The organism is Myxococcus sp. MxC21-1 (genome assembly GCF_032612255.1).
Taxonomy (GTDB): domain Bacteria; phylum Myxococcota; class Myxococcia; order Myxococcales; family Myxococcaceae; genus Myxococcus; species Myxococcus virescens.
Genome location: NZ_CP123278.1, coordinates 673817 through 687110 on the forward strand (window position 1 = coordinate 673817; position 13294 = coordinate 687110).

Consider the following 13294-nt stretch of genomic DNA (forward strand, 5'->3'; position numbering starts at 1 on the left):
GCCGGGCTGTTCTGTGACGCGGCGACGGGGCCTGTGACGGTGAGGCAAAAACGAGGGCCCGTGCGTTGCGGTCGTTCATTCCGTCCTGTAACGGGACTGCAAACTCGAGTTCGTGCGCGCTTTCGCGCGCTGCTGGCAGTTCCGCGCCGTCATGACCCCCACTGCTTCGTTCCGCGCTGCTCTCCAGGTCCTGTTGTCCGGCTCCGCGCTGCTTCTGGCGCCCCTTGCCCACGCGCAGCAGGACGAGGCCGCGCCCTCGTCCGCCACCGAGCAGCCTCCCGCGTCAGCGTCCACGCCGACGCCGGTTCCCGAGGCGGCGATGCCCGAGTCGGAGGTGAAGCCCGAGGCGAAGAAGGAGGAACGGGCCTGGTACGACCGCATCCGCATCCGGGGCTATACGCAGTTCCGCTACAACCGGCTGCCCAGCTTCCGGGTGAATGACGAGCTGATCAACGACCAGGGCGACCGCTTCCTCGGCAAGAACACCGGCTTTGGCATCCGGCGCGCGCGCCTCGTGCTGTTCGGTGACGTCCACGACCGCGTGTCCATCTACCTCCAGCCGGACTTCGCGTCGGTCATCGGGGACCAGTACAACGTCACCATCATGCGGGACTGGTACGCGGACATCTTCCTGGACGCGAAGAAGGAGTTCCGTCTGCGCGTGGGCCAGTCGAAGGTGCCGTTCGGCTTCGAGAACCTCCAGTCCAGCCAGAACCGCCTCGCGCTGGACCGCAACGACGCCATCAACAGCGGGCTCAAGGACGAGCGCGACCTGGGCGTCTTCTTCTACTGGGCGCCCGACGAAATCCGGAAGCGCTTCAAGTTCCTCGTGGACAACAACCTGAAGGGCTCCGGCGACTACGGCGTGGTCGGCCTCGGCGTCTTCAACGGCCAGACGGCCAACCGCGCCGAGCGCAATGACACGCCGCATGGTGTCGTTCGCGTCACGTGGCCCTTCCTGTTCGGCTCGCAGTACGTGGAAGCGGGCGTGGGCGGCTACTACGGCCGCTTCAACCTCAATGCCTCGCCGCGTGACGGCGCGCCCTACGCGCTCGCCCGAGGCTCCGACATGGTGGATGCGCGCGCCATCGTCAGCCTGGTCATCTACCCGCAGCCGCTGGGCCTCCTGGCCGAGTTCAACCTGGGCCGCGGTCCCTCGCTGGGCGAGGGGCCCGTCGAGGGCCTGCTCATCGACAGCCGCCGGCTCCGGGGCGGCTATGCGCAGCTCATGTACAAGCTGGACGGCGTGCTGGGCGTGTCCCTCATCCCCTACATCCGGGGCACCCTCTATGACGGCGGCAAGAAGTTCGAGACGAACGCGCCGCTCTACGACGTGCGGGAGCTGGAGATGGGCGCCGAGTGGCAGCTCAACAAGGCCCTGGAGCTGACGGGCACCTACCTCATCTCGGACCGCACCTCGTCCCGCTATCCGTATATCCAGGAGCAGGGACACGTGACGCGCATCCAGCTCCAAGTCAATTATTGAGCAATGCTGGATGCTGCCGGGGGCTGTCACAGTCCTGGGACTGGCGCGGCGCGTCAGGGCTTGTTCATGGGTACTGGATTTGAACACCCTGGCTGTTGTTTGGCGGCTTGCGCAACTTTCGGACATTGATCCGGAAAATCATGGAGGCGTCTGACTTACTTCGCCCCCATGGAGCCGCTGATGACGGGTAGCAACTCCTATCGAATCCGCCAGGGTGATTCGCTCAGCGCCATCGCCCGGCGCAACAACACGACCGTCGATGCGCTGGCGCGAGCGAACAACCTCCAGAGCCCGGACCGCATCATCGCCGGGAAGACCCTGATCATTCCGGGCGCCAACGATGGTTTCGAGGCCAATGCGCCGCGCCCGGCCAACCGGCCGACGGGGACGTCACAGAACCGTGACAGCTTTGAGCCTGGCACCACGCAGGGCACCGTGGCGCAGGGCGTCACGCCGGCGGGTACCGCTGGGGTGTCTGGCACCCAGAATGGCTATCGCAACGTCGACCTGACGGCCTTCCGCCAGGGCGGGTCCAACTCCGAGTCCGCCATTGTCGTTGGCACCTCGGAAGGCAACCGCACGCCGAACGGTGGCTTCACGGCGAGCTACGGGGGCCACACCGACCCGGGCAATGCCAAGCACAACCGGGGCTCGTTCTCCTACCAGGGGGGCGGCGCGAACTCTCCGTCGCACGCGGACGAAATCTGGAACCGCGAGCTGGGCCGCGTCACGCCGCAGTACCAGCGCGCCGCCGAGCGCGCGGGCCTGGACCCGAACAACGCGCTGCTGGCCTCCACCTTCTACGACCTGCACACGCAGTCGCCCCGCGCGGCGCAGAACTTCCTCAAGCGCGAGCTGCCCAGGCTGGCGCAGGACCCGCGTGGCGTGACGCCCGAGGCGCTCGTCGACGCGCGCGTGAATGCGTACCGCACGGACAACGGGCAGATCAGCGCCTCCGGCTTCGACCACAACGAGCAGCGCCTGCGCGCCGACCAGACGCGGCGTGAGACGGCGCTGGTCCGGGCCCTGGACGCGCGCGGCTACCGCGACGGTGGTGGTGCGGTCGAGAACGCGCCCATCCCGCGCCCGCGTCCGGAGAACCTCACGTCGGGCACCACGGCGCTGCCCGCCGAGGTCCCCATCCCGCGCCCGCGCCCGGAGAACCTCCAGGCCTCCAACACCACCGGGGGCGCGACGCCCACGGACTTGAACGACACGGCGGAGATTGCCCCCGCGGCGGACCGCCCGGCGGTGCAGACGGCCACGCCGTGGGTCAGCCAGTACAACGCGTCGAAGGTGGAGCGCGCCGGTGACAAGGCCTGCTTCCGCGCCGCGGTAGTGATGGCCGCGGGCGCCGGGGCCACCGTGACGGGGCCGGACAACCGCATCCAGGTGGCCACCGGGGATGACCCGAACGGCGGCGTCACGGTGAACGCCGCGGCGGCGCGCCGGGGCCGTGAGTACATCGATGGCCAGCTCGACGCGGGCAAGCCCGTCGTCGTGGGCGTGGACCACCGCTCGGGCCGGAACTCGGACAACGTGGACGGCATCACCGACCACTTCGTGGTGATTACGGGCCGCGGCACGGACGAGCAGGGCCGCACGTACTACACGTTCCACGACCCGGCGACGAACCACCAGCAGCGCGGCGCGGACACCAACCCGAACAACCGCTTCTACGTGGACCAGGACACGGGCAACCTCTACCGGGAGGGGCCCACCACGGGCAACGTCGTCCAGCGGCACTTCGAGGTGTCGATGGTCCGGCCGAACGCCTAGTCGTTCCGCTGAGTGACGGGCGGGGCGTTGGGAAGCCCAGATTCCAGGCGCACCCGGGGCGGGGAGGAGTGACTCCCCGCCTCCGGGCGTTCAGTCAGGAACTGGGCCCGGGCGCGCGGCGCGATATGGTCGCCTGTGCCCCGAGGAGCCATGAACTTCGTCTTCATCTCCCCCCACTTCCCTCCGCATTACCTTCACTTCATCTCTGCGCTGCGGGAGCGGGGCGTCACGGTCCTGGGCATCGGTGACGCGTCCTACGAGTCGCTCCGTCCCGAGTTGAAGGCGTCCCTGCGCGAGTACTACTTCGTCCCCAGCCTCATGGACGAGGATGCGCTCACCCGCGCGGCGGGCTACCTCACGTGGCGGCACGGCCGCATCCACCGCATCGACTCGCTCAACGAGTCCTGGCTGGAGGTGGAGGCGCGCTTGCGTGGGGACTTCAACGTGCCGGGCCTGCAGCCGGAGGACATCCACCGGCTGCGCTCCAAGTCCGGCATGGCGGAGGTGTTCCACGAAGCGGGTGTGCCGCACCCGGACCTCATCCGCGTCCGGGACGCCGCGCAGGTGAAGGCGTTCGCCGCGCGCGTGGGCTACCCGCTGGTGCTCAAGCCGGACGTGGGCGTGGGCGCCGCCAACACCTTCAAGGTGGCCAGCGACGCGGAGGTGGACGCGGCCCTGTCCCATCCGCTGCCCACCACCTACGTGGCGCAGCCCTTCGTGCGCGGCACCATCGTCACCTACGACGGCATCGTGGACCGGCACGGCGTCATCGTCTTCAACCTCAGTCACGAGTACAGCGACGGAGGCATGGAGACGGTGGTGGAGCAGCGCGACATCTCCTTCTGGAGCCACAAGGAGATTCCCCCCGCGCTGGACGTGCTGGGCCGGCAGGTGGTGGCCGCCTTCGGCCTGCGCGAGCGCTGGTTCCACCTGGAGTTCTTCCGTCTGCCGGATGGCCGCTTCATGGTGCTGGAGGCCAACCTGCGACCGCCCGGTGGCTTCATGGTGGACATGATGAACTACACGTGTGACATCGACGTGTACCGGCTCTGGGCGCGGGTGGTGACGGGCGACCCGGTGGCGGACTTTCGCTTCACGCCGCGCTACCACGTCTGTCACAGCGCGCGCCGCAAGTCCCGCCGCTACCGGCACCCGCACGCGGACGTGGAGAAGAAGCTGGGCACGTCGCTCATCCTCCACCGCGAGCTGCCGAGCATCTACCACAGCCTCCTGGGCGAGGAGATGTACCTCACCCGCCACGCGGACATGGACGCCCTGCGGGACACGGTGCGCTTCATCCAGGACAAGGCGTAGCGCGCTCAGCGCTCCGTCCAGGTGAGCTGGTAAGTGGTGCTGTCCGCGTCCTCGTGGATGCGCGCCACGCGGGGGGACTCGGCGCCGCCCAGGCGCAGCAGGGATTCGAAGAGCGCCTCCGCGTAGCCGGGCGCGTCCACCCGCGAGTTCATCCGCATGGCGTAGGTGCTGGGGCCCTGTTCGGTGAGCTCCACCTCCGTGTAGTTGTCGGTGGCGCGCAGCGTCTGCGGCAGGCGCTGCACCAGGCGGCGGGGGCCGAGCAGCCGCATGACGCCGTACACCGCGCGGCCCACGACGGTGCGCCCGTAGCCCTGCACGTGGCGCTCGGCGAGCTGGCGGAAGGCCTCCTCCCGGGGCAGGCCCGGAAGGGTCTCCTCGACGATGACGTCGAGGCACTTTCCCCACAGCAGCACCGGGTAGCCCGGCAGCAGTGGCCGGTCCAGGTCGATGCCCGCCTGCCGCAACCGGTGCTTGAGGCGGGGTGACACGCTGCCACGCAGCCCGTGCTCGAGCAGGCCCTCCACCACCTGGACGTAGACGAGCCGCTGCTCCAGGGGAACCGCCCCGCGGTGCTTCATTCGAAGCGCCTCACCCCAGCAGCCAGCGCATGGCGGATGGCAGGCGCCGCTGCCAGTCCCGCTCGTGGTGCCCGCCGTGTGGATCCAACACCAGCGCCAGTTCGTGGTCCGCGTAGCCCAGGTGCTTGAGGTGCTCGTAGAAGGCGCGCGTGGATTCGCCGTAGTAGACGGGCACGCCGCTGGCGTCCGTGTACTCGTGGGCGCCCGCGTCCAGGTAGATGCGCGTCCAGCGGCGGCTGTGCGCCGACCAGGCGCCGAAGAGCTGGTTGGCGCCCCACGTCACGGTGGGAGACAGGGCGCCGATACGGCCGAACACCTCCGGATAGCGGCACCCGAGGTAGAGCGAAATCAGGCCGCCCAGCGACGAGCCCATGGCGCCCGTCCACTGCGGCTCCGGCCGGGTGCGGTAGGTGCGGTCCACCAGCGGCTTGAGGTGCTCCACCAGGAAGCGGCCGTAGGCCTCGCCGCGCGCGTGCATCGGGCTGCGCGGTTCATTCCACGGCGAATAGTCGTGCATGCGCCCCGCGCCCGAATCCACGGCGACGATGAGCCACGGCTCCAGGCTTCCTTCGCCCACGCCGTGCTCCAACGCGAGGTTGGCGCACCAGGTCTCGAAGAGGGCGGATTCGGGGTGGGCGAACACGTTCTGTCCGTCGTGCATGTACAGCACGGGGAACCGATGGCCCGGCATCGCATCGTATGCGTGGGGGGTGTAGACGCGCACGGTGCGCGCGAAGCCCTCCTGGGGGGAGGGGAGGTCTCGGACGATGTGGACGTGGCCCATGGGAACCGGGTGCCAGCATACCTGGAGGGGGTGACCGGTCGGGAAGCGCTGGCCCCGGGGATGCACAGGCGACGGGCGGACCGCGCGGTGCTCCCAGTCTGCGCGGAATGCTGTTTGATCTGGAGTTCCCTCATGGAGCTGGAACACCCGCACCTGGCGGTCCTGCTGCTCACCACCGAGGCCGACCTGCGCGAGGCGCGCGAGGCCTTGGATGGCAGCGAGGAGTCACGCCTTCGCTACGTCGCCGCGGAGAGCCGCGCGGAGGCCGCGTACTTCCTGGCGTGGGACCTGCTGGAAGTCGACCCGCGCATGGGCCGGGCCTGAGCGCCTGGTCCGCGTGTCCCGCCTTTGGACGGCGCGTCCGCGTGCCGGACGACCCGCGGGCAGGGGGCTGCTGTAGGGAATCATGGTCCCGGATGTGCACAAGGCGCGGTGCGTGCGTCGGGTGCTCTGGGTGGGATGGTGTTTGGGTTGGTGGTTGGCGGGCGCGCTGCCCGTGCATGCCGCGCCGTATGAAGTGGAGCCTGAATCCGTGGGCGCGCAGGACCTGCTCGCGCTCGTGGAAGAGGGCGCCATCTCCGCCGAGACACTCTCCGCGCTGCTGGCCTTGCGACGGACAGGCGTGGACCTGGGGCTGGCGTCGCGTGCCTCGCTCTACGGCTTGCCGGGGCTGACGTACTCGGACGTGGACGTGCTGCTGCGGTCGCGGGGAGAAGGCAGCGCCGCGGGTGGCGCGTTGACGGAGGCGGCGTCGCGGCGGCTCGCGCCGTTCCTGGACGGACGCACGCCAGGGCGGTTGTCGGGTGACGCGCGGTTGATGATGGCCTTCGCGGCGTCGGATGGGCTGCCGCCACCGCTGGCGTTGCAGGTCCGCGCTGGAGGCTCGCGGGGCTTCGGGTGGGACTGATGACGACGCTGGCCCGGCGGACGCTGGCGCCTCCGCGCAGGGACGCGCGGCGGCGTGCCTTCGTGGTGGAGGCGCCCGGGACGTCCGTCACGCTGCCCAAGCTGTACGTGCAGTGGACGGGAGCGCGCGCGTCGCTGCTGGCGGGGACGTACCGGCTGGGCTTCGGGCAGCGGCTCACGCTGGACACCACGGCGCTGCCGTCACCCGACGGGTTCCTTCCTGACGATGACGTGCGCCCTCCGGCGGGCTTGGAGCGCGCGTGTCTGGTGGGCAGCGCGGGTTGCGAGCCCGAGGAACGCCTGTCGGACGTCACCCCGGACTTCCGCTGGGACGAGGGCTTCCGGGGCGTCGCGGGCACGGTGCGAGGTCCGCTGGGGGCGTGGGCCGCGCTGTCGCTCACCGGCTTCGGCTCGTATCAGTCCCGTGCATTGGCACGGCATGCGGTGCTGGACCGCTCGCTGTGTCCGTCGTCCGCCCGTGGCGTGTGCAAGGCCCCTGACGTCTGGGTGTCCGTGGCGGAGGGCCGGTGGGAGAAGCTCACGGCGCGGACGCTGCCGGGGATGTTCCGAGAGCTGGCGGGCGGTGGCAACGCGACGCTGGCGCTGTCGTCGCGGAGCCATGTGGGGCTCACCGGTTGGATGGCTCGGCCCGTGTGGGGCCAGGAGGGGGCGCAGCTCGACTTCCAACCCAACGCCCGCTACCCGGCGGGCGGTGCCTTTGGCGCATTCGGGCTCGATGCCGCGTGGGGGCGTGGCGCGCTGGACGTCTTCCTGGAAGGCACGCGCAGCTTCGATGCCGCGCCGGGTGGCGGCGGGGACTTCGGTGCGGTGCAGCGCACCGTGCTGTCAGGGGCGTCGCGCGAGCTGGAGCTGTCGCTGCGCTACTACGGGCGCGGTTTCGCCAATCCCTACAGCGGCGCGCCGTCAGGCCCGGATGCGCTGGAAGGCCTGCGCGTTCGCAACGAGCTGGGCGCCCGGCTGCGCTACCTCCACCGTGAGGAAGGCGCATGGCGGCTGCGAGGGCAGGTGGACGCCTGGACGCTGCCCGCGGATGGGGCGGTGTCCGGGAGCGCGGGCACGCTGCACGCGCGTGCCTCGGTGCGCGGGGACCTTCGGGTGCGGCCCTGGTTGCAGCCCTCGCTTCAGGTGGAGGTGCGTGACAACGGCGTGGGCGGGATGGGGGCGTGCGCGGATGACTCGCTGCCCGAGCAAGAGGTGGCGGACCTGTGCGCCAGCGCGCGGTACGGCGTCACCGCCCGGGTGCGCTCCGACGTCGCGAAGGGGTTGACGGTTTCGCTCCAGTACGGACACGCGCGCGTGCAGGCACCCGAGACGAAGGGACTTCGCTACGACGCGCAGGCCGTGCTGGATGTCCGCGCCCAGCCGCTTTCGTCGCTGAAGTTGCATGGGCGATTGGTGTGGAAGGACCAGGACCTCTCCGAGCGCAGCCGGCTCCAACAGGAGCTGCGGACCGCGTTGGATGTCGCGTGGAGGGTGTCGAGCGCCGTGTCCGCCCGGGGCCGGTACGCGTGGGTGCTCGACTTGAAGGACGCGCGCGTGGCGCGTGTGCCTCCTGACCCGCCGCGCCACCTCTTCCACCTGGAGTTGGAGACGCGCTTTTGACGGAGCTGAACGTGAGGGGGCAGGGAATGAAGGGCTGGGGCAGGTACTTGGGGTGGGGCTGGTTGCTGGGGTTGGCGGGCGCGTGGGCGTGTGGTGGCACGCCCCTGGACGAAGCCGTGGACGCGGCGTGCGCGGGGCTGTTGCCCGGTGATGTCGCCATCACCGAGTACCTCAACGACCCGGTGGGGACGGACACGGGCCAGGAGTACGTGGAGCTGCACAACCCCACGCGCGGCCCCGTGGACCTGTATGGGCTGACGCTCTACGCGTCCCGCGCGGATGGCTCGCAGGAGACAGCCTATGCCGTCCTCGAGGCGCTGACGGTGGCGGCGGGAGACTACCTGGTGCTGGGCGACGTGCGCGACGGGCCGGTGCCCGCGCATGTGGACCACGCCTATGGCGACGGGCTGGGGGCGTTGGGGAACTCGGGCGGACGGCTGGGCATCCGGTGTGGTGAGCGGGTCCTGGACGAGGTCCCGCTCTCCGCGCCCGCGAAGAGCGGGGCGTCGCGCATCTACGACGGCCGCCTGGTGCCGGACATGGCGGGGAACGATGACCTGGCTCGCTGGTGTGACTCGCCCGACGCCGGTGCCGGCGGGACGTTCCAGGGGAGTCCTGGCGCCGCGAACGCACCCTGTGGCCCCATGGGTGACGCGGGTGTCCCCGAGGACGCGGGCGTGGTGGCGACGTGCAGGCCCGCGGGCGCCGATGCCGTGAGACCTGTCCTGCTTCCGGCGCCTGGAGACCTGGTCATCACTGAGGTCATGGCCAATCCGCGTGGCGACGACACGTTGGGGGAGTGGGTGGAGCTGCGAGCCACGGCTCCCGTGGACCTCAACGGCGTGACGCTGGTCGCCGAGGCGGGTGAGGCGACGGTGAAGGCGGAGGGTTGCCTGTCGCTCTCGGCGGGGGAGTACGCGGTGCTGGCCCGTCGAACGGATGCCACCCTCAACGGAGGGCTTCCTATGCCCATGGCGACGTTCAACATGGACCTGCGCAATGCGGGCGGCCGGTTGCAGGTGAAGGCCGGGGGCGTGGTGCTCGACGCGGTCGATTACGGTCTGGCGGTGGATGGCGTGGCCACGCAGGTGTCCGCACCGCTCGCGGATGCTGCCCGGAATGACGCGCCCTCCGCATGGTGCGCAGCCACGGCCGCCTATGGCTCGCGCGGCAACGTGGGGACGCCCGGTCGTGGGAATCGTGTCTGTGAGGGGGCGGGGGCACGCCGGGCGGCGTTGGCGACGGTGGAACCTCCGATGGCGGCGCGGATGCCGGGACGCTCGAGGACGGATGTATTGACCGGACCACCGGAAGGACGCGTGCGCGCAGGGGGCCCGATGGGGGCTCGCTCGTCCTCACCGAATTCATGGCGGACCCACAGGCGGTCGCGGACGCCATGGGGGAGTGGGTGGAGGTGCTCGCGCTGCGCGACGTGGACCTCAATGGTGTGTCGCTGTCCAACGAGAGCGGAGGCCGCTCGACGTTCGACTCGGCGCTGTGTCTGGCCGTGAAGGCAGGAGGCCGCGCCGTCCTGGCGCGAAGTGAGGACGCATCCCTCAATGGCGGGCTGCCCGCGGTGCTCGGCACCTTCAACTTCAACCTGGCGAATACAACGGGCAGCCGGAAGCTCGAGCTCTCGGTGGACGGACGCGTGCTCGACGCCGTGTCGTGGACCGGCGCGGCCATCCCAGGTGTGTCCTCACAGCTCGACCCCGGGCGCAGTGACCCTCAACGCAATGACTGGCCCGGGAGCTTCTGTCCCGCCCCCGAGTCGGCCCGCTATGGCCGGGGAGACCGGGGCACGCCAGGAGGGGTGAACCGCGCATGCGCGCTTTGATGAAATGTGCACTGGCCGGGTGGCTGGCGGCTTGTGGTGGGGGGGACGCGGAAGTCCCTTGTGGCCCCGCGTCAGGACGGGTGGCGGAGGTCCTGGATGGGGACACGGTTGTCCTGGAGGGCGGCGAACGTGTTCGCTACCTGCTCGCGGATGCACCGGAGCGCACGGGCGCGGGCGGTGACTGCTTCGGTCCGGAGGCGCATGCCTTCAACCGGGGACTCGTCGAGGGCAGGCGGGTCGTGCTGACCTATGGCGAGGCGTGCGAGGACCGCTTCGGCCGGCTCCTCGCCTACGTGTCCGTGGAGGGGCGCGAGGTGAACACGCTGTTGGTGGAGAGAGGCCATGCCTGCGTGCTCCACGTTCCTCCCGCGGGTCGTTCGAGACGCGCGGAGTTCCAGGCACTGGAGGCGCAGGCCCGGCTGGCGAGGCGTGGTGTCTGGGGGGCCTGCGTGCCCGTCCCCTGTCAGCGGTGAGCCACCTGTCGGACGAGGCACCGCCGTGGCTGTCTCTCCCGCGAGGCATCATCCGAGCCCGACTCGGAGACGGGCAGTCCCGCCGGGGGATGGGATGTATCCCAATGATAACAGCCACGCGTGGCCCGCATGGAGAGGGCGGGCGCTCCTGGTTGGGGGGCTGGTGAGGACATGCCAGGGCAATCATCGACCACGAAGGCGCGCGCATGAGTCCAAGCGTCACGCCGACGCTCTCACTGCCGGACGTCTTGGATGTCCTGCGGGAGGACATCACCCGGCGCCTGATAGCGGGGGTGGGCGCCGCGCTCGGAGCGCTCGCGCCGCTGGCAATCGCGGAGGCGGGGGCCCTCCACCAGCTCGTGGGGAGGCTCGGGGCGCTGCTCCGAACCCCTCCGTGGCGGCGCGACTGGCGGAGGCTCGCACCCTGGGCCGTGAGTATGGACGTGAGCGCTACCGGCGGGCTTCGGCATCAGCTCGCTGGTGCTCGAGTATGGCGCGCTTCGCGAGGCCATCCTCGAGAGCCTGGAATCCGTGGGCTGGGTCCCCGAGCTCGCGGGGCTGCGCGCGCTGGCCCAGGTGCTCGACGCGGGGCTGGCGGAGGCGGTGGGTCAGTCCTCGCTGGAGGACGAGCGCACCGCGCGGGCGACGGGGGCCTGGCTGCACGGGCTGCTCGACCACGCGCCGACGCTCATCTACGCCAAGGACACGGCGGGCCGGTACCTCTACGTGAACCACGGTTTCGAGAGGGCCTCCGGCAAGCTCCGGCGCGACGTGATGGGGCGCACCGACTTCGACCTGTTCTCCGCGGAGGTCGCCAGCACCTTCACCGGCAATGACCGGCAGGTGCTGGACTCCGGCCAGCAACTCACCATTGATGAGCATGTGCCGCTCCTCGACGGGCTGCACGTCTTCCAGTCCCTCAAGTTCCCCCTGCCGGACGCGGAGGGGCGCGTCGTTGGCGTGTGTGGCTTCTCCACCGACTTCACCGAGGCGAAGCGGCTGGAGCGCGAGCGGGACGAGGCTCGCGAGCACCTGCGCCGCATCATCACCCAGTTGCCCGTCATCCTCTGGGCCACGGACGCGCAGGGCATCATCACCCTCTTCGAGGGCGAGCGGCTGAGCGCGCTGGGATTGGAGCGAGGCGCCTACGTGGGACGCTCCGCGTTCGACGTGTACCGCGACCGGCCGGACCTCGTGGCCGCCACGCTGCGCGCCCAGGAGGGCCAGTCCTTCACCCTGGAGGTGGAGATGGCGGGCTCCTATTTCATGACGGGCGTCTCCCCCGTCATCGGGCCCGACGGCAGCGTGGTCAGCGTGGCGGGCGTGTCGCTGGACATCAGCGAGCGGCGGCGCGCCGAGGAGGTGCTGCGCCAGTCGGAGATGCGCTACCGGCTGGCCACGCTGGCGACCAGCGACGTCATCTACGACTGGGACCTGGACGCGGGGACCGTCGAGTGGAGTGAGCTGGCCGCCGCCCAGTTCCGGCTGGCCTCGCGCGCCCCGCCGCGGGACCTCGCGTGGTGGACGGAGCACATCCACCCGGAGGACCGCGAGCGGATTGCCCGGGACATGCAGGCCGTCATCGACCAGGGCGCGAGCCATTGGGCGGACGAGTACCGCTTCCTGCGCGGGGATGGCACCTGGGCCGTGATCGCCGACCGGGGGCAGGTGGTCCGGGACGCCGAGGGCCACGCGGTGCGCATGGTGGGCGCCATGCAGGACATCACCGAGCGGCGGGCCACGGAGCTGGAGGCGAAGCGGCGCGCCGAGTTCGAGCAGCTCCTCATCGGCATCGTCAGCCACGACCTGCGCAACCCCCTGGCCGCCATCAGCATGTCCGCCACCGCGCTGCTGCGGCGAGAAGGCCTGGATGAACGGCTCCGCAAGGGCCTGGGCCGCATCCTCTCCAGCGCGGAGCGCGCCACGCGCATGTTGAGGGATTTGCTCGACTTCACGCAGGCCCGGCTGGGTGGTGGCATTCCCATTGAGCCCCGGTGGCTGGACCTGCACGAGCTGACTCGGCAAGTGGTGGAGGAGGTCCGGCTCACCCGCCCGGAGCGGACGCTGAAGCTGGAGTGCCGGGGAGACGGCTACGGGCTGTGGGACGCGGACCGGCTGGCCCAGGTCATCACCAACCTGGTCAACAACGCGCTCAGCTACAGCCCGGAGCACTGCCCGGTGCGCATCCGCACGCATGGACTGCGCGACGACGTGCTGCTGACCGTCCACAACGCGGGCGAGCCCATTGAGCCGGAGCTCCGGGCCCGCATGTTCGAGCCGATGAAGCGCCCGGAGCGCAAGGGCGCCCGGGGTGGCGGACTGGGGCTGGGCCTCTTCATCGTGAAGCACATCGTGGATGCCCACGGCGGCGTGGTCCGCGTCCACTCCACGGAGCAGGAGGGAACCACGTTCCAGGCCCGCCTGCCCCGCCGGCCCATGCCGCCTGCTCGCCCGGACGTCGACGCTCCGTGACACCGTGACACTTGCTCCAGGGGGCCCAGCCCGGCTAGCACG

12 protein-coding genes are annotated in these 13294 nt (G+C 70.5%); 10 read left to right on the top strand and 2 right to left on the bottom strand.

Annotated elements, in window-relative coordinates:
- Positions 1–112: 112 nt before the first annotated feature.
- From QEG98_RS03250 to QEG98_RS03260, 3 genes are all read left to right on the top strand, one after another.
- Entirely contained in the window at positions 113–1486 is a 1374-nt protein-coding gene (locus tag QEG98_RS03250) for a porin (protein ID WP_316565715.1), read from the top strand.
- Positions 1487–1654: 168 nt separating this feature from the next.
- On the top strand, positions 1655–3265 hold the full coding sequence (locus QEG98_RS03255; protein ID WP_316565716.1) for a LysM peptidoglycan-binding domain-containing protein: 1611 nt from the start codon (positions 1655–1657) through the stop codon (positions 3263–3265).
- Between the two features lie 150 nt (positions 3266–3415).
- The gene (locus QEG98_RS03260; protein ID WP_194858579.1) at positions 3416–4579 is read left to right on the top strand and encodes an acetyl-CoA carboxylase biotin carboxylase subunit family protein; all 1164 of its coding nucleotides are present in this window, start codon (positions 3416–3418) and stop codon (positions 4577–4579) included.
- A 5-nt stretch (positions 4580–4584) separates the two neighbouring features.
- On the opposite strand, the gene QEG98_RS03265 is transcribed toward QEG98_RS03260, so the two are convergent.
- A complete protein-coding gene (locus QEG98_RS03265; protein WP_316565717.1) occupies positions 4585–5157 on the bottom strand; it encodes a DUF2378 family protein in 573 nt (190 codons plus the stop codon).
- A 10-nt stretch (positions 5158–5167) separates the two neighbouring features.
- Positions 5168–5941: an alpha/beta hydrolase gene (locus tag QEG98_RS03270; protein ID WP_316565718.1), complete on the bottom strand. Its 774-nt coding sequence runs from the start codon at positions 5939–5941 to the stop codon at positions 5168–5170.
- Positions 5942–6073: 132 nt separating this feature from the next.
- Here QEG98_RS03270 and QEG98_RS03275 point away from each other — a divergent pair, with 132 nt between their 5' ends.
- The 7 genes from QEG98_RS03275 to QEG98_RS03305 all read left to right on the top strand — a co-directional run bounded on the left by QEG98_RS03275 (position 6074) and on the right by QEG98_RS03305 (position 13252).
- Complete coding sequence (locus tag QEG98_RS03275) at positions 6074–6265, top strand: hypothetical protein (RefSeq protein WP_090486295.1); 192 nt, start codon at positions 6074–6076, stop codon at positions 6263–6265.
- Positions 6266–6347: 82 nt separating this feature from the next.
- The gene (locus QEG98_RS03280) at positions 6348–6848 is read left to right on the top strand and encodes a hypothetical protein (protein ID WP_316565719.1); all 501 of its coding nucleotides are present in this window, start codon (positions 6348–6350) and stop codon (positions 6846–6848) included.
- Positions 6848–8470, top strand: coding sequence for a hypothetical protein (locus QEG98_RS03285; protein ID WP_316565720.1), 1623 nt, complete (start codon positions 6848–6850; stop codon positions 8468–8470). The genes QEG98_RS03280 and QEG98_RS03285 overlap by 1 nt, the downstream gene beginning before the upstream one ends.
- On the top strand, positions 8467–9981 hold the full coding sequence (locus QEG98_RS03290; RefSeq protein ID WP_316565721.1) for a lamin tail domain-containing protein: 1515 nt from the start codon (positions 8467–8469) through the stop codon (positions 9979–9981). Before QEG98_RS03285 ends, QEG98_RS03290 begins: the two co-directional genes overlap by 4 nt.
- Entirely contained in the window at positions 9903–10307 is a 405-nt protein-coding gene (locus tag QEG98_RS03295) for a hypothetical protein (RefSeq protein WP_316565722.1), read from the top strand. Before QEG98_RS03290 ends, QEG98_RS03295 begins: the two co-directional genes overlap by 79 nt.
- Positions 10307–10780: a thermonuclease family protein gene (locus QEG98_RS03300; RefSeq protein WP_316567813.1), complete on the top strand. Its 474-nt coding sequence runs from the start codon at positions 10307–10309 to the stop codon at positions 10778–10780. The genes QEG98_RS03295 and QEG98_RS03300 overlap by 1 nt, the downstream gene beginning before the upstream one ends.
- 480 nt (positions 10781–11260) lie before the next feature.
- Positions 11261–13252, top strand: coding sequence for a PAS domain-containing protein (locus tag QEG98_RS03305; RefSeq protein ID WP_316565723.1), 1992 nt, complete (start codon positions 11261–11263; stop codon positions 13250–13252).
- Positions 13253–13294: the final 42 nt, after the last annotated feature.